The following is a 15,499-nucleotide window of genomic DNA, read 5'->3' as shown; positions in this document are numbered from 1 at the left end:
AAAAGCCGCGACCTGATCAGGTCGCGGCTTTTTCAGTTGGACGGCCGTTGACCGATGGAGTTGAGGACTGGATTGCCGTCCTTGTTCTGCGTCAGGTAAACCGGCAGGACTTTGGGCAACGAAGGCACCAGGTTCTTCACTTCGTTGAGGTTGTAGATACCACCGATACGCAGGGCGCCCGTGCTGTTGTCGGCCAGCATGACGGGATGATCGAGATAACGATTGATCAGCGGGAGTGCATCGCTGAGGGCAAGGTTGTCCAGCACCAGCTTGCCGTTGCGCCACGCCAGCGAGCTGTCGTTGGCATCGACTTCACGGATTTGCGGTTGGTAGTCGCCGGCTTTGTAGCTGGCCTGCATGCCCGGCGACAGTTGTGAGCCGTTACTGGCAAGTGCCTGGTTGCTGGTCACCCATACCGAGCCCTCCACCAGCGTCACCCGGACCTGATCCTGATACATCCATACATTGAAGCGAGTGCCGGTCACGCGCACCTGGCCCTGGCCGGCCCGTACAACGAACGGGTGTTGTGTGTCATGGCTGACGTCGAAAAACGCCTCGCCCTTTTTCAGCGTCACACGACGCTCATTCTTGTAATTGGCAAATACCAGTTCACTGCCCAGGTTCAGTTCTACCTGGCTGCCGTCACCCAGGGTGATGTGACGCACGCTTGTATCCGCTTCGAATCGTTCGTAGGAGTTGGCAACCCAGCCCAGGTTCCAGCCCGTGTAGGCGGCCAGGGGCACGCCCAGCACAAGCACCGCGGCTGCGACAGCCATCCGACTCCAGCGGGACCGAGGTCGCGGTATTGGCGCGGGAGATGGTGCCGCTTCGACACGCGGAAGATGATCGGCCACGGCCCAGATCTCCAGCATGGCTTGGTATTCGAAAGCGTGCAGGGGATCGGCATCGTGCCATTGTTTGAATGCCAGCCGTTCGGCGTCGGTGCAGTCGACGGCGTGCAAACGCATGCACCAATGCGCGGCCGCATCGGTAATGGCGTCGTATTCGGCTTCCGAGAGTGTATGTTCGGTCATTGACTCTTCCTGGTTTGCCGCATTCTAACCTTCGGCATGACCTGTCGAGAACCGCCATCATGGCGTTTGCACATCAAAATGAGCCTGTTTTTTCCGGTCAAAGGCTCGAACACCGATATGTCGTGGTTATAGCGTGGCATACATCTCGTGAAAAAAAGATCAAGACCCGTCCGCGCGCAGCGTTCGCAGAGGCCGTTTAAAACGTGGCAGCGGGACTCAAGGGTGGGGAGTCCAGCTGTCGACCCAGCTCACAGATGAGTAGCGTCATGGAGTCGGCGTTTCGCAAGATCACGTCGATGCGTGCTGTCGGTGAACCTGGATCCAGAAAGATACTGCGCGCCTCGCTCATGCTCCTGGCGCCGGTCATCTTCAGGATTTCCCGGGCCATATCCCGATGCTCGGGGAAAAGCTCCAGGCTCTTGAGCCCGCCGGCTGCACTGTCCCAGCCCATGAACAGTTTGGATCGTGGCGTGGTCAACGACAGCCCGTTGCGTTGCTGGTCCTTTTGATAATTGTATTTTGAATGTCCGAACTGAGTGGCATTGGAAATCAGGTCCAGAAACGGCAGTGCCGCGTCCAGATAGACGATATCGAGCGTGTCGAAAAGCTGATGAGAAACTTCGTGGATAAGCACCGCGGCCTGGGCGTGGGCATCGACATTGAAGGAATCCGGGACCGCGTCCTTGTACCAATCCAATCCGACCTCGAAGAAATACTGGGTCAGATAGATTCTTCCTGCCGTTTCCGGTTCGAGCACGAATGCAGTGGCTCTATCGTCCATGTATTTCAAACGGCCGATTACAAGGCGCTTGGCGTTGCGGGTTTCCCAGGACGGGTCGGCCAATGCTTGGCACAGCGGCGAGACGGCGGTGTGTATTTTCTTGATCAGGCTGGCGTCGACTGTCCTCACCCCAAAAAACGTCTTCAGGAAGGTATCCAGCCGAGAGCCCGGCGGGACCTGATGTTTGATCTGATCCAGATTATGCAGGGCGTTGAATGAGTAATACCTGGCCACCTCCAGGGCCTGCTCGATCATGTTTGCGTAAGCCGGGTATTTGCGGCGTATTTGCGCCATGCCCCGAGCCTCAATGTTGAGCGACGTTGAAGCCTTGTAGTCGCTGTAGGAATTGGCCAGCGTTGACATCACTTTGCCGTAGCGAATGGTCTGCCGTTGTGGGTCTACGGTCCACTGCTGGTTATCAGGCGACTGCCTCAGTATTGGGCCCTCTCCCTGTTCATGGACCACGCGCCAGACCTGATTGGCTTTGGCCACCTGAAAAACCATGCCGGCAACAGGTGCGTAAAGCTTGTCGGACCCTGGGGCCCTGTAGGTTCCGTCGATCCGGTTCTTCTGCAGGTTGTGCAGGCTCACATCCGTGGCTTCGAAGGCCCGCAGGTTGGTGCGCGTCGGGGCGGTGGAGGCGATGTCTTTCCAACGGGGCGGGGTCGCCATGGAGGCGTTCTGCGTGCCGGGACTTATCGGGTCGAGCAGGCCGAAGGTGTCGTCGCGATTCAGGAAGCCAAGTGAGACCATCTCTGCCGCGCCGGCGATGAAGTCGTGCAAGCCTGCTTTCCAGTCATGCTGCTGCAGGGATTCAGAAGAGGCCTTGAAGTCTTGGTAACTTTCCCAAAGCGTTTCGATAAACGTCAGTTTGCCTTGCAACTGCCGCCCCACCAGTTTGACGCCGGCGCTGAACAAATGCAGGGCCGTTTCCCAGTCAAACTGGCGGTTTTTTTCTGTTTGTGCGCTCAGCATGTCCGATAACAGGGTTGTATTGTCGTTGAACAATGCATCGAACAGGTTGGTCTTGATCGGATTGGAAGCCAGGGTGATTTCCGATAGAGAACCGACCGTGGCGGCGAACAGGTTCTTGAACGTGGCTTGCTGGCTTTCGGGAAGTCGACGAATCAGCAGGTCTTGCAACGCGCCCGGCGTGTTGAAGGCGGCAATGAGGCTGGTCTGGTCCTTGAACTCGGTGAAGTTGTGGCCCGCATGGTAGGGGGAATACAGCACATGGGGGGCAGTATCATCGGTGCTTGATCCGATCAGGTAGAGCCCCACTGCCTTGATCGCCGCAGCTCCCCGGGTTTTGATCAGCTCCAGTGGACGAATCAACGCGCTGGCGCCGTCCACTGCCTGGCGTGCGATGGCATCCGGCATGTCCAGTACCTGGCGAATCAAGTCAAACCCTGTGGGCGAAAGGTGCTGTTGTAGATGCAGTGCGTGGGCATGTTGCAACAGTTGCCAGGGCAACTGCCGGCGAAATCGCTGCTTTCTTTTCTGGCCATCGGTTGAGGTAGTGGAGAGTTCGTCCAGTACGATCTTTTTATAGGCGGTGGGGATGTCCAACGACAGCAGCATTTGCCTGACAGCCGTCTCGTTCAGGCTGTCGGGCAACGCGCGCCCGGAGGTCGAGGATACCCTGAAGCCTGTCTTTTGAGTGAAGTCGGCATGATTGAGGGCGAACTCGGTCAAGCTGCTGGCGGGCCCCGCCAACGCATGGTTCGGGGTGATCAACAGGGTGGCGGGATCCAGGTCTTTTACGGCGAAACGCGCATCCAGGAGCGCTTTGAGCTTTTTGCTCACATAGGTGTGCAGGGGCTCGATACCGTCCAGATAATCCTCGTCATCGTCGACACTGCTTCTGTATTGCTCAAGCAGGTCAATCTGTAGGCGCTGTTCTTCAAGTGGTGCGGCGCCAAGCCAGGCGGGGAGTTTCTGTTGCAAGCGGATCGCCTGGGCGATACGTGTGGCGTGTGTCAGATTGGTAGGCGCGGCCTTTTCAAGCAATGTGCCCAGGCTTTTTACCCGTTCAGGCCCTGTCAGTTGCCAGTCCCCGCTCTTTAGCGTGCTCAGATACCTGTATTGGGCCTCGAACAGTGCGTTGAACGACTTCATCCGATTGAGCAGCACGTTGTCTTCGATCAGCTCAAACACATCCAGTTGATAGCGTCCATGGGGCTTGCGTTGGGCGGGCCAGAGGTTGGCGAGCAGACCAGAGCGCTTTCGTGAGTCGAGCAGGTGGCGATTCAATTGCTGGGTGGCAAGTTCGACTGAGGCAAACACTTGTAAACCGTCGGCCGGTGTCCAGAGAATTGCCAGGCCGGAATGAGGCGTATCCAGCCCGCCGCGTTCGGTCAGCAGGAAACAATTGGCCAGCGGCAAGGAGACGGTTTTGCCGTCCTCGGTACATGCCAGCCTCAGCGAATAGACATCGGGCCGGAAGCCCTTTACCCCGATGCGTTGAGTGCGGTCCGGATATTCGGCATCAAAGGCAAAGACCGCGGCGATAAGGTCGCGCGCGGCGGGAGACAGGGTTGCGTTGAGTTCTCTGAGTTCGGCTTCTGCACGTATTCCCAGGGAAAAGACGTTGGTCAGTTTAGGAAGAAGGCCTTTCAATGCGTGACGCAGCGAGGTGTCGCTGGAGAGTGGCAATCGGCTCAGTTCGGCATTCAAGGCCTCTTCGACACTGGCGTAGCTCTTGATCTTCCTCTCCAGTTGATCAGCCATGAAATTGGACGGGCGCAGGTCCCCGTAAAAAACCGGCTGCGTGCCCCAGTGTCCAGCGGTTTTTTGCGTCAGCAGGTTTTTGCCGATCAGGCTGCGTATGTCCAGGGCCTTGTCAACGAGCGCGTGGACGTCCACGTCCCCCTGGCGGGACATCTCCATTGCGAAATGAAGGTTTTTCGACTGTTTGCCGATGATCGCATCAGCCAGAGACTCGAATACCGGCCACGTCACCGCCTTACCTGACACCTGGGGATCGTCAAAGCGCAGGAAGCGGTTGCGCTCCTCCAGGCTGAGCAGACTGTAGAGTTCTTCCTTTCGCCCCGCGCCGGTGGGAGCATTGAGCAGCGCATCCCTGAAGCCCAGGTAGTTGTCGACTTTCTCAAGGCCGTGGCTGGGGGTATAGAGATAGTGTCCCTTGGCGCTGATCATCAAAGAACCCGCCAGCTCTACGTAGAGCGGCTCATATTCCCAAAGACGCAGGGTTTCGATAAACAGTAGCGGTTCGTCCGGGCGAGATGGCCTGTACAGCCGCAGCAGTTCCTGGGCGTGTGCCTCGGTGAGTTGTCTTTTCTCCCGCTTGATCAGAATCGTGGCTTGTAGCGCATCGCTGAGAACTTGGGAAAGAAAGCGCCGGCGCGAGGTATTGAACGGGCCGGTGGCGTTCCAATAAGCGTCGATACAGTGGGCAAGGCTGGGGATCAGGTTGCTGGCGGTCACCTTCAACACGCTCTCCCATTGACGCTTGTTTTGCGGTGATACGGTGATGCCTGGATGAATGAAGTCAACGTCTTGCCCGGCGGGCCGACCCTGGCTGTGGAAGTAGGCCAGGACCGCCTCGCTGAGCGTCATGCTTCTGGTCAACTGGCTCGCCTTCTGACTCCCCACGCTACTCCACGTGCTCATGGTTACGCGGGTCTGTCGATGATCAAAGTTGGACAGCACCTCATTCAAGATCGCGTCAAGCATCGCGCTGAGGGAGGGTAGCTTGATCAGTTCATCCACCATTGTTCGGGCGTTGAGGCTTTGAGCGAACTCGATGGACTCGACCAGGGTGTTGAAGACGTCACCGTCGATACGTTGCCGGGTCGTCCTGATCGCGGAGGTGCTGTTGAGTTCGGCGCGCTGGGAAATCGATAACAGCCGAAAAAGATCGTCACGCTCGGCTGGACTGTCCAGCATTGCTTCCATCTTCTCTTCGAGAGCTTCGGGGCTGTCGAATTTCCTGATTCCGCCGTAGGGCGTGTAGAGGAACGCAGGCTGGGTCTGCGCTGCGTCTGCGTCTGTCAGCGCTTTGAGCACAAGGCAGCCGGCCAGCGGGATCGGCGCGTTTGCGTCGACCTGCAAGCGAATCGTTTCGGCAGACATGGGGGGCGTCTGCGCGGCGCGCAGCGTATGGTTGGACAGGGACACGTGGTGCAGCCAGTCGAGGTCGGCCTGGGTCAATCCGTGGGGGGCGTCCAAGTCCTCCAGGTTATTGGCGGCCAATACCTCGGGAAATAATAACGGCGTAGTTGCAGTGGTCATCGTTGCTTCTCGCTCAAGGCGCCGCGAGGCGGCACGTTTGGTGGATGAGCGGCCAGACTAGGCAACGATCAATGAGCCAAGGTGGTACATAGTTACCGCACGCAAGCGCGGTGATCAGCGTAATCCGGCACGAGCAAGCTTTGCTCCGACAGTGAAGCGGTGTTTAATCAGCCGGCTGGTTCCCCTTACGCTGTTGCTACCTCCAACAATCACTCTGGAGCTTCAGATGTCTGCGCTATCCGATCATGCCGGTTCAAGCACCCTGTCTTTTTCCGCTTTGGTGAGCTTGCTGGAGAAAATATTCCTGCGACACGGCACGTCGGCCGAGGTCGCCAGGGCCCTGGCCGAAAACTGCGCCGGAGCCGAACGTGATGGCGCCCACAGTCATGGGGTGTTTCGCATTCCCGGTTATGTCTCGACGCTGAAAAGTGGTTGGGTCAATGGTCAGGCAGTACCCACGGTCGAAGATGTGGCATCAGGGTTTGTACGGGTGGACGCTGGTAACGGCTTCGCCCAGCCGGCCCTGGCCGCCGCACGTCCGTTGCTGGTGGCCAAGGCCCGCAGCGCCGGGATTGCAGTGTTGGCGATCCGCAACTCCCATCACTTCGCTGCCCTGTGGCCGGATGTCGAGCCGTTTGCCTATGAAGGTCTCGTGGCATTGAGCGTGGTCAACAGCATGACGTGCGTGGTGCCTCACGGTGCTGACCGTCCACTCTTTGGTACCAATCCCATTGCCTTCGCCGCGCCACGGGCCGATGGTGAGCCGATTGTCTTCGACCTGGCCACCAGCGCGATTGCCCACGGTGATGTGCAGATTGCTGCACGCAAGGGCGAATCGTTACCGCCAGGAATGGGGGTGGACAGCCTCGGTCAGCCGACCTGCGATCCGAAGGCGATTCTCGAAGGTGGGGCGCTCCTGCCTTTTGGCGGACACAAGGGCTCGGCGTTGTCGATGATGGTCGAGTTGCTGGCGGCCGCCCTGACCGGTGGCAACTTTTCCTTCGAGTTCGATTGGCACAACCATCCTGGGGCCAAGACACCCTGGACCGGTCAGTTGTTGATCGTGATCGACCCGAGCAAGGCCGCCGGGCAGAACTTCGCCGAGCGCAGCCAGGAGCTGGTCAGACAGATGCATGGTGTCGGGTTGCGACGGCTGCCGGGTGATCGTCGACACAACGAGCGCAGCAAATCCAATGAGCGGGGGATCGCACTGGACGAGCAGACATTGGCGCAGTTGCGGGAGTTGGCGGGTTTGTAAAGCCGGCTTCGGATGAGGCTCTGGCGGTTCACGCATCAGTGGCGAGGAAATAAATCTCCTCGCCACACTATCAGTGATCATTCAAACAGGTTTTTGCCAAGGGCTTAACGGCGTCCGAGCAACAACCCCACCACCAGGCCGAAGCCTGCGGAAATGGCCACGGTCTGCCATGGATGTCCGCCGATATAGACTTCGGTGGCATCGACCATCGGCCGGGTCCGCTCCCGTGCGCTGGCAACCGAATCCAGGGCTTGTTGCAGCTTCTGCGAGATCTGGTCGCGCAGGTTTTCAGCGTCTTCGCCGACCAGTGAGGCGCTGCTTTTGAGCAGCTTTTCCGATTCCTCAATCAAAGCCTTCAGTTCACTGAAGGCTTGATCCTTGATTTGCTCTCCATTCCCTTGCAGCGTGCTTTTGCGAGCCATTGAGGTACTCCTTGCTGATGATGGCAGTGAACAATGGAGTGCTGCCCTTGAGCAAAAGTTGCAGCGTCTGGCAGCGGCAGCACTGTGGATCATAAAACGTGGTTAAGACGCGCCTCTTCAAGGTGTAAGATGGCGCATATTTACGCAACAGGTAATTCCCATGAGTTTCAATCTGGCTGACAAGCCCCTGGCCGAGCGCGCGGCACTGGAAGACGAAAAGTCCCGACTCTTTGAACTGTGGCAAAACAATCTGGGCAAGGCCAAGGGCGACGCGGCCCGGTTGTTCGGCGAGCGTTCCAAGCGCAAGGGCAAGTGGTCCGAATGGGTGCGTGCCGAACTGGACGGCATGTCGCCGCCTGAGTACGCCAACATGGTGCGCAGTGAAGTCAATCGTCTGATGGCTGCCAACAAATAAACCTCAGGCAAAGGTCGCGATGATGGCCTCGCGCACCTTGACCACGGCCGGGTCCATCTGCGTATGGGTTCGCCAGCCCAGTTCGATCGGGTAGCGGGGCAGGTCCAACGGGCAGGGCAGCAACGCCAGGCCACTGAGGGAGGCGATCGCCGCGGCGGCATGCAGCGGAATGGTCGCCACGGCCTGGCTGCCCTTGAGCAGGAACGGCAGGGCGGCAAAGTGGGTGGTCGAGGCACACACCCGCCGGCTCAGGCCAAGGCCGGCCAACCCTTCGTCGGTGATGCCGATGAACCCACCGGAAGACACGAGCAAATGCTCGCGGGCCACGAACGCCTCCAGGGTCAGCGTCTGCGGGTCCTGCGTCAGGCTGGCCGGGTCGACGAGACAGGCGTAGTCGCCTTCGCCCAGTACCTGACGGCTGAGCAAGCGTTCGGTAAACCCTCCCGCCGTGATCGCCAGATCGAAACTGCGCTCCATCAGCGCCCGGCCGACGATCTGGCTATGGGTCTGGCGAAAAATCAATCGCAGCCCCGGCGCGCGTCGTGCCACGTCCTCGATCAAGCGCCGGCCATGGGCAATTTCGAAATCATCGGACAGCCCGACGATGACCGAACGCCCTTCGTAATGACTGGCACCGGGGTCAACCATCGCCAGGCTCTGGCGACATTTATTCAGTGCGTCGCTGATCACCGGTTTGAGCTGATTGGCCCGTAAGGTCGGCGCCAGGCCGCGGCCAGTGCGCACAAACAATTGATCGTCATACAGGTTTCGAAGCCTGCGCAGCGCCGCGCTGATGGCCGACTGGGTCACGCCCAGGCGCAGCGCGGCGCGGCTGGCGCTGGATTCATCGTGCAGGGCTTCGAAGGTCTTGAGCAGATTAAGGTCGACATCCACGATATTCATAACACTCATATCATTTAGCAGCGTATGGGGCTTTATTCATGATCGTCTGGCACCTGAAAATCAGCAACCCCAGATGATCGAGGAGTTGAAAACCATGCCCAAATCCATTGTGGCTGCCCTGCAGATCGGCTCGTTGCCCGGAGGCAAAGCTGACACCCTGGCGCAGATCCTTTCCTATGAAGATGCCGTACGCCAGGCCGGAGCACGCTTGGTGGTGATGCCCGAAGCGCTGCTGGGTGGGTATCCGAAGGGAGAAAGCTTCGGTACACAGTTGGGGTACCGGTTGCCCGAGGGGCGCGAGGCCTTTGCTCGTTATTTTGCCAACGCCATCGACGTGCCGGGCAGTGAAACCGAGGCCTTGGCCGGGTTTTCGGCGCGCACGGGGGCAAGTCTGGTAGTGGGTGTCATTGAGCGTGACGGCAGTACCTTGTACTGCACCGCCCTGTATTTCGAGCCCGATGCCGGCCTGGTGGCCAAGCATCGCAAGCTGATGCCCACTGGCACTGAGCGTCTGATTTGGGGTAAGGGCGACGGCTCGACTTTACCGGTGATCGACAGCCAGGTCGGTCGTGTAGGCGCTGCGGTGTGTTGGGAGAACATGATGCCGCTGTTGCGCACCGCGATGTACGCCAAAGGGGTGCAGGTCTGGTGTGCGCCGACGGTGGATGAGCGGGAGATGTGGCAGGTGACCATGCGTCATATCGCCCACGAAGGTCGTTGCTTCGTGGTCAGCGCCTGTCAGGTTCAGGCCTCGCCTCAGGCGCTAGGCATTGAAGTGGCGAACTGGCCCGCCGAGCGTCCCTTGATTGCCGGCGGCAGTGTAATTGTCGGCCCCATGGGGGACGTCCTGGCCGGTCCGCTTAAAGGCACAAGCGGGTTGTTGACCGCCGAAATCGATACCGATGAACTGGTACCAGCGCGCTATGACTATGACGTGGTCGGCCATTACGCCAGGCCAGATGTGTTCGAACTGGTGGTGGACGAGCGGGCCAAACCCGGCGTGCGTTTCACTCGCTGATTTACCAAGTGGCCGCGGTACCCGGCAAGTCCAGGGTGCCGCGATCCACGAAGCGCAGGGTGCCGAACAGTCCACCGGCCAGTTTGCCTTTGAGTACGTAAGGCAGGTTGTCCAGGCTTTGGGTCTGGCTCAGGCCCAGCGTCTGGCGTAGCACGGAGAAAGCCGAGATGCTCACTGGCACGCTCAGTACCGCCTCGGAGAACCGTGGGATGGATCCGGTCTGATCGCTGACCCCCGATGCCAGTGTCCGGCCATTAACCTCGAGGTCGAGCGCGACACCGTTGTAATCGATGGCGGTTTCGTTAGGGTTCTGCAATCGCAGTTTCACGGCAAAGCGCATCTCCAGCTCCTGGCTGGGCAACGGTTCGATGCCCACCACGGTGATGTTCAGCGGATCGCGGTGCGGGAAGAGGGCGCAGGCGCTCAGGCTGAGCAACATCAGGAAAAGGGACACACCGAGGGCTCTGCGCATGGATAAACTCTCACGATAATAGGTAGGGCAAACGGGCGAGCTGTTGAGCACGATAACCCACATTTCTCTCAAACCACCGCACATCACGCGGTTTCCCGTCCAGTTCAATCCAGACAGGGCTCATGGCTCCTGACAGTTTCTGACAGCAGGCTCTGCTAATCTGCGTCAATCTTTTTTCCGGATCGCCCATCGTGTCGCGTACCACTCGACTGCTCACATTATTGCAAGTCTTGCGAGGCAAGCGCTGCCCGGTTACCGCTGCGACATTGGCGGCCGAGTTGAAAGTGTCCGAGCGCACGCTCTACCGCGATATCGCCGAACTCTCGGCCCTGGGGGCGCCGATCCAGGGCGAGGCGGGCATTGGCTATGTGTTGCGCAGCGGCCTGTTCCTGCCGCCATTGATGTTCACGGCTGATGAAATCGAAGCCATTGTGCTGGGGCTGCGCTACGTTGATCAGCGTGGCGACGAGGTGCTGGGCAAGGCTGCTGCCGACGCTTTGGCCAAGGTGGCCGCAGTGCTGGCGCCTGACGTCCGGGATGCCCTGCGCAACCCCACGGTGTTGCCCGGGCCCCCTGGCTATGGCTATCCACAGAATACGGTGGAGCTGAATGTGTACCGCCAGGCCATTCGCGCTCAAGCCAAGCTGCATATCGACTACGCCGACGTGAACAAAAACCCCAGCCAGCGCCTGATCTGGCCGTTGGCCCTGGGTTTTTTCAATGAGGCGCGGGTAGTGGTTGCCTGGTGTGAACTACGCGGCGCCTATCGGACCTTTCGCACTGACCGGATTGCTTCTGCCACCGAGCAGGGCGAGCGCTATCCTGGCCGGCGCAGCGACTTGTTGCGCGCCTGGTTCAAACTGATGGAACTGGACGAAATGGGGCGTTTCACTCCTGACAAAAACTGACACAAGGCTGTTCTAGCATGGTGTCAGATCGATAAAACAAGGAGCCCTACCATGTCCAATCCCGTCTCTTCCCTGGCCCCGGCCATCGCCGGCTATATTGCGGCCGCCAATGCCCGTGACAGTTCGGCGGTGACGCGTTTTTTCGCCGAGGATGCCAATGTGTTCGATGAAGGCCAGCACCGCGCCGGCACCCAGGCCATCGCTCAATGGATGGAAGACACCGCCCGGCGTTTACAGCCTCGGGTCGAGGTGCTCAATGTGCAGCAACGCACCGGTAAGGTGCTGGTGCATAACCTGATCTCCGGAACTTTCCCCGGCAGCCCGCTGGAGTTGCGCTACACCTTCAGGCTCGACGAGCAGGGGAAGATCAGTCGGCTGGATATCTCGATCTAGATGTTTGCACGTTGGTTCGTCAGCATTTGTGGCGAGGAGATAAATCGCCTCGCCACAGGGTTTTGTTTGGGTTCACAGACAGGTGAGGTCACTCACTCAAAGCCGCCGGCATGGCATACTCCCCGACCTCGTTTTCCGGATCCGGGCCGTATGACTTTCGACTCCCCCTTGAGCGCCTGGCAGCATGCCATCGAACACCATGGCTTTGTCCAGGATGAAGCCCAGGAACTGGCCATCATGGCTCTGCAAGAGTGCCACCAGGCACTGCACGAGGGGCGCAAGTCGATCCAGGGGGTTTATCTCTGGGGGCCGGTCGGCCGCGGCAAGACCTGGCTGATGGACCGTTTCTACGAAAGCCTGAGGGTGCCGGCCCGTCGTCAGCATTTCCATCATTTCATGGCCTGGGTGCATCAGCGCTCGTTCCAGCTTACGGGCACGCCGGACCCTTTGCAGGCATTGGCTGCAGAACTGAGCCAAGAGGTCAGGGTGTTGTGTTTCGACGAGTTGTTCGTCACCGACATTGGCGATGCCATCATTCTGAGCCGTCTGTTTCAGGTCATGTTCGAGCGGGGCATGGTGGTGGTCAGCACCTCCAACCTGCCGCCCGAGGAGCTTTATGCCAACGGCCACAACCGCGAGCGATTCCTGCCCACCATCACGGCGATCAAGCAGCACATGCAGGTTGTGCCGGTGAACGGATGGCAAGATCATCGCCAGCATCCGGGAGCATTGCAGCAGCGCTACTGGCTACGCGACGGCGGACAACCCGATCCGTTGGAGGCTGTTTTTGCCCAGTTGACCGCAGGACAGGCGTCCAACAGTTTGCCGATTGAAGTTGGCCATCGTCTGCTTCAGCCCGTGCGGGCCAGCGATACGGTGCTCTGGAGTCGTTACGCGGATATGTGCGAACAGCCGTTCTCAGCCATGGATTTCATGGCACTGTGCGACCGTTTCAAGGCCATCCTGATCAGCGACGTACCGAGTCTGAGCGCCGAGCAGCGCGAGGGACGCATTGCCCGTGGAACCGAAGACGGGGTTGAAAGGGTAGAGGCTGGTGATCGTGAGTTGCCGCAGTTGTCCATCCATGATGACGGTGTGCGGCGTTTCATCGCCCTGGTCGATGAATGCTACGACCGCAAGGTGCCGTTGTACCTTTCAGCACAGGTGCCGATGGACCGGTTGTACACCGAGGGCTATCTGCAATTCCCGTTTCGTCGTACGCTCAGTCGCCTGCAGGAAATGCAAATGCAGCGTTTTGGTCAGTCCGCATGACCGTATCCCGCCGACGGCACCGGAGCCGCCGGTACTACCGAAGTGAGATGGAACGCCGTGGAAGAAACCAGGGACATTCTTGTATTGCAAGCCAGCTATACCAATGCAGTCCACGCCGAAGCAATCTGTTATGTGCTCAACGGCTATGCCGAAGATCCAATGGGCGGTGGCCAGTCGCTGCCGCCGGAAGTGCTGCTGCATCTACCCGAGGAACTGGCCAAGCGCCCCCATGCTTTCAGCGTACTGGCTTTCGTCAACGGCGAACCAGCGGGCCTGGTCAATTGCTTCGAAGGTTTTTCGACCTTCGCCTGCAGACCTCTGGTCAATGTCCACGATGTTGTGGTGATGAAGCCGTTCCGCGGGTTGGGGTTGAGCCAGAAGATGCTGCAGAAGGTCGAGGATATCGCCCGCCAGCGTGGTTGCTGCAAAATCACCCTGGAAGTGCTTGAAGGCAATGCCATCGCCCAGGCCAGCTATACCAGGTTTGGCTTTGCCCCAGGCATGTTCGACCCGGCCCATGGCCGTATGCTGTTCTGGACAAAGCCCCTGTAGAGGCCGCCCCTGTGGTAGCGGGCGAGGGCGGTGGTTATTTTTGCACGACCCGCACCGCAGGCGCCTTGGGCTGCATCAGGCTGAAGTCGATCAAGGCCTTGCGCTGGTGTTCATAAGGGTTGCCGATCAACAGCGGGCGGGCCTTGAAGTCATCGCTCACCAGGCTTTTGCTGCGGTCCAGCTCATCAAAACTCAAACCGGCCAGGTCTGCCCAGGTGTGGATCAAGTGAGAGCTGCTGTAGGGGCGTGACAGGTCACCGCTGAAGTTCCAGTCATGAGTTTCACGCCACTTGGGCGAGGCCCAGGCGATGAACGGAATGGTGTACATCGGCGCGGTCGGCTTGCCTTCGTTGCGGCCAAGCGTGCTATGGCCCGGCGAATCGAACACGTCTTCACCATGGTCCGACAGGTACAGCAAAAAGCCGTTGGGGTCGGTTTTGGCGTAGTCCTTGATCAGGCTGGACACTACAAAGTCGTTGTACAGCACCGCGTTGTCGTAACTGTTGTAGGTCGGGACCTGGTCGTCACGCACCCCCGCCGGTACGCCCTGGCGGTCGGTGAACTTCTTGAAGGTGGGCGGATACCGGTACTGATAGCTCATGTGGGTGCCGAGCAGGTGCACCACGATCAGTTTGCGCGCAGCGCTGTCTGCCAGGGCCTGGTTGAACGGGGCGATCACATCGCCGTCGTATTGCGCCGCGTTCTGGTTGCGGTTGTTGTTCAGGTATACCTGCGCATCGGCCTGTTGAGAGAAGGTCGTGAGCATGGTGTTGCGCTTGGTCATGGTCTGCTGGTTAGTGATCCAGAAGGTCTTGTAACCGGCCTGCTTCATCATGCTCACCAGGGACGGTGTGCTCAGGTAAAGGTCTGGGTTCTGTTCATCGGCGAACGTCAGCACCTGCTGCAGCGCTTCGATGGTGTAGGGGCGCGGGGTGATGACATTGTCGAAAACCGAGAGCTGGTCCTTGAGCTTGTCCAGTTCCGGGGTGGTTTTCCTTGGGTAACCGTACAGGCTCATGCGCTGGCGGTTGGTGGACTCGCCGATGACCAGCACCAGAGTGGCGGGCTGGTCGGCCATGGCGTCCTTCAGGTGGCCCAGGGGGGCGATCTTGCTGGCGCTGTGAAGCATGCCCTGCATGTTTTCCAGTTGCTCGCCATAGCGCCGGTAAGCAACCAGCATCTGCCACGGCACGGCCGGCTCGATGCGACTTTCGAATTTCTCCAGGCCACCGGCAAGCGTGCCGGCACGCAGGGTGTGCTTGACTAGCGGATAGCCGACCACCGCCACCACAATCGCAGTCGCCGCGACCATGGCTTGGCCGCGGGGCAGGTACACCGGGCGCAGACGTGTCCAGAGCCAATATCCGACGGCGGTATGGGCCAGGAAGGCCGCCACCATCCACCAGGCAAAATACTGCGTCATGTACTCGCCGGCTTCGGACACGTTCGATTCGAACATGATGAAGATGACGCTCTGGGAAAACTCCTGCTGATAGATGAAGAAGTAGCCCAGGCTGGCCATGGAGCAAGCCCACAGGACCACGCCGATCAGCGCGGCAAGTAGGCGGGTCCGGGCAGGAAAGAGCAGCATGGGCGCCAGCCACAGCCCACTCATCACGAATGCCTGGCGAAACCCGGTGAACCCAGAGGTGTCGGTCACCAGTATGAGCAGTTGGGTAATGCCCGAGAAATACCAGAAAAACAGAAATAACCAGCCAAACCCGGCCCAGTCGAAACTTTTCGCAGTCGTTGTGCTGCGTTTGAACAAACTCATCAAGCGCTCCAGCCTTCCTGTCGACGAAGCCGCTGGCACCCAT

13 protein-coding genes are annotated in these 15,499 nt (G+C 59.3%); 7 read left to right on the top strand and 6 right to left on the bottom strand.

From position 1 onward, the window contains the following. Nucleotides 1-32: 32 nt before the first annotated feature. Both PSEUDOMOFG3G_RS14280 and PSEUDOMOFG3G_RS14275 read right to left on the bottom strand, forming a co-directional pair. Nucleotides 33-1,034, bottom strand: a complete 1,002-nt coding sequence (locus PSEUDOMOFG3G_RS14280; RefSeq protein ID WP_139050363.1) for a FecR family protein — start codon at nt 1,032-1,034, stop codon at nt 33-35. 196 nt (nt 1,035-1,230) lie between these two features. Beyond that, nucleotides 1,231-5,988 (bottom strand): dermonecrotic toxin domain-containing protein, encoded by a 4,758-nt coding sequence (locus PSEUDOMOFG3G_RS14275; RefSeq protein ID WP_257220779.1) that lies wholly within the window; start codon nt 5,986-5,988, stop codon nt 1,231-1,233. A 307-nt stretch (nt 5,989-6,295) separates the two neighbouring features. Here PSEUDOMOFG3G_RS14275 and PSEUDOMOFG3G_RS14270 point away from each other — a divergent pair, with 307 nt between their 5' ends. After that, entirely contained in the window at nt 6,296-7,327 is a 1,032-nt protein-coding gene (locus tag PSEUDOMOFG3G_RS14270) for an Ldh family oxidoreductase (RefSeq protein WP_047226557.1), read from the top strand. Between the two features lie 104 nt (nt 7,328-7,431). On the opposite strand, the gene PSEUDOMOFG3G_RS14265 is transcribed toward PSEUDOMOFG3G_RS14270, so the two are convergent. After that, the gene (locus PSEUDOMOFG3G_RS14265; protein WP_047226556.1) at nt 7,432-7,749 is read right to left on the bottom strand and encodes a YqjD family protein; all 318 of its coding nucleotides are present in this window, start codon (nt 7,747-7,749) and stop codon (nt 7,432-7,434) included. Between the two features lie 160 nt (nt 7,750-7,909). On the opposite strand from PSEUDOMOFG3G_RS14265, the gene PSEUDOMOFG3G_RS14260 reads away from it, so the two are divergent. Further along, nucleotides 7,910-8,164 carry a hypothetical protein gene (locus PSEUDOMOFG3G_RS14260; protein ID WP_076384979.1) on the top strand — a complete coding sequence of 85 codons (255 nt, stop codon included), beginning with the start codon at nt 7,910-7,912 and terminating at the stop codon, nt 8,162-8,164. Nucleotides 8,165-8,167: 3 nt separating this feature from the next. Here PSEUDOMOFG3G_RS14260 and PSEUDOMOFG3G_RS14255 read toward each other — a convergent pair whose 3' ends face one another. Beyond that, on the bottom strand, nt 8,168-9,067 hold the full coding sequence (locus tag PSEUDOMOFG3G_RS14255) for a LysR family transcriptional regulator (RefSeq protein ID WP_171061380.1): 900 nt from the start codon (nt 9,065-9,067) through the stop codon (nt 8,168-8,170). Nucleotides 9,068-9,161: 94 nt separating this feature from the next. Between PSEUDOMOFG3G_RS14255 and PSEUDOMOFG3G_RS14250 the strand changes: the two genes are divergently transcribed. Continuing rightward, nucleotides 9,162-10,085, top strand: coding sequence for a carbon-nitrogen hydrolase family protein (locus PSEUDOMOFG3G_RS14250; protein WP_047226639.1), 924 nt, complete (start codon nt 9,162-9,164; stop codon nt 10,083-10,085). A 1-nt stretch (nt 10,086) separates the two neighbouring features. Here the strand turns inward: PSEUDOMOFG3G_RS14250 and PSEUDOMOFG3G_RS14245 are convergent, their stop codons facing one another. Next, entirely contained in the window at nt 10,087-10,557 is a 471-nt protein-coding gene (locus PSEUDOMOFG3G_RS14245) for an LEA type 2 family protein (RefSeq protein WP_047226553.1), read from the bottom strand. A gap of 191 nt (nt 10,558-10,748) precedes the next feature. Between PSEUDOMOFG3G_RS14245 and PSEUDOMOFG3G_RS14240 the strand changes: the two genes are divergently transcribed. The 4 genes from PSEUDOMOFG3G_RS14240 (at nt 10,749) to PSEUDOMOFG3G_RS14225 (ending at nt 13,682) form a co-directional block, all read left to right on the top strand. Next, nucleotides 10,749-11,465 (top strand): YafY family protein, encoded by a 717-nt coding sequence (locus PSEUDOMOFG3G_RS14240; RefSeq protein ID WP_139050360.1) that lies wholly within the window; start codon nt 10,749-10,751, stop codon nt 11,463-11,465. A gap of 51 nt (nt 11,466-11,516) precedes the next feature. Continuing rightward, nucleotides 11,517-11,858 (top strand): nuclear transport factor 2 family protein, encoded by a 342-nt coding sequence (locus PSEUDOMOFG3G_RS14235; protein ID WP_047226551.1) that lies wholly within the window; start codon nt 11,517-11,519, stop codon nt 11,856-11,858. 150 nt (nt 11,859-12,008) lie between these two features. Next, nucleotides 12,009-13,130 (top strand): cell division protein ZapE, encoded by a 1,122-nt coding sequence (zapE, locus tag PSEUDOMOFG3G_RS14230; RefSeq protein WP_139050359.1) that lies wholly within the window; start codon nt 12,009-12,011, stop codon nt 13,128-13,130. A 57-nt stretch (nt 13,131-13,187) separates the two neighbouring features. Further along, nucleotides 13,188-13,682, top strand: a complete 495-nt coding sequence (locus PSEUDOMOFG3G_RS14225) for a GNAT family N-acetyltransferase (RefSeq protein ID WP_047226549.1) — start codon at nt 13,188-13,190, stop codon at nt 13,680-13,682. 34 nt (nt 13,683-13,716) lie between these two features. Here the strand turns inward: PSEUDOMOFG3G_RS14225 and PSEUDOMOFG3G_RS14220 are convergent, their stop codons facing one another. Beyond that, the gene (locus tag PSEUDOMOFG3G_RS14220; RefSeq protein WP_047226548.1) at nt 13,717-15,456 is read right to left on the bottom strand and encodes a phosphoethanolamine transferase CptA; all 1,740 of its coding nucleotides are present in this window, start codon (nt 15,454-15,456) and stop codon (nt 13,717-13,719) included. Nucleotides 15,457-15,499: the final 43 nt, after the last annotated feature.

It is taken from the genome of Pseudomonas sp. FG-3G, assembly GCF_901007645.1.
Lineage (GTDB): Bacteria > Pseudomonadota > Gammaproteobacteria > Pseudomonadales > Pseudomonadaceae > Aquipseudomonas > Aquipseudomonas rhizophila.
Note: the sequence above shows the minus strand (reverse complement) of the source record. Positions and strands in the feature narration are given on the sequence as shown.

What these genes read in the sequence shown, in the direction of transcription:
- PSEUDOMOFG3G_RS14280 (WP_139050363.1), bottom strand. Translation starts at nt 1,034, where the DNA reads ATGACCGAACATACACTCTCGGAAGCCGAATACGACGCCATTACCGAT.
- PSEUDOMOFG3G_RS14270 (WP_047226557.1), top strand. Translation starts at nt 6,296, where the DNA reads ATGTCTGCGCTATCCGATCATGCCGGTTCAAGCACCCTGTCTTTTTCC.
- PSEUDOMOFG3G_RS14265 (WP_047226556.1), bottom strand. Translation starts at nt 7,749, where the DNA reads ATGGCTCGCAAAAGCACGCTGCAAGGGAATGGAGAGCAAATCAAGGAT.
- PSEUDOMOFG3G_RS14260 (WP_076384979.1), top strand. Translation starts at nt 7,910, where the DNA reads ATGAGTTTCAATCTGGCTGACAAGCCCCTGGCCGAGCGCGCGGCACTG.
- PSEUDOMOFG3G_RS14255 (WP_171061380.1), bottom strand. Translation starts at nt 9,067, where the DNA reads ATGAATATCGTGGATGTCGACCTTAATCTGCTCAAGACCTTCGAAGCC.
- PSEUDOMOFG3G_RS14250 (WP_047226639.1), top strand. Translation starts at nt 9,162, where the DNA reads ATGCCCAAATCCATTGTGGCTGCCCTGCAGATCGGCTCGTTGCCCGGA.
- PSEUDOMOFG3G_RS14245 (WP_047226553.1), bottom strand. Translation starts at nt 10,557, where the DNA reads ATGCGCAGAGCCCTCGGTGTGTCCCTTTTCCTGATGTTGCTCAGCCTG.
- PSEUDOMOFG3G_RS14235 (WP_047226551.1), top strand. Translation starts at nt 11,517, where the DNA reads ATGTCCAATCCCGTCTCTTCCCTGGCCCCGGCCATCGCCGGCTATATT.
- zapE (WP_139050359.1), top strand. Translation starts at nt 12,009, where the DNA reads ATGACTTTCGACTCCCCCTTGAGCGCCTGGCAGCATGCCATCGAACAC.
- PSEUDOMOFG3G_RS14220 (WP_047226548.1), bottom strand. Translation starts at nt 15,456, where the DNA reads ATGAGTTTGTTCAAACGCAGCACAACGACTGCGAAAAGTTTCGACTGG.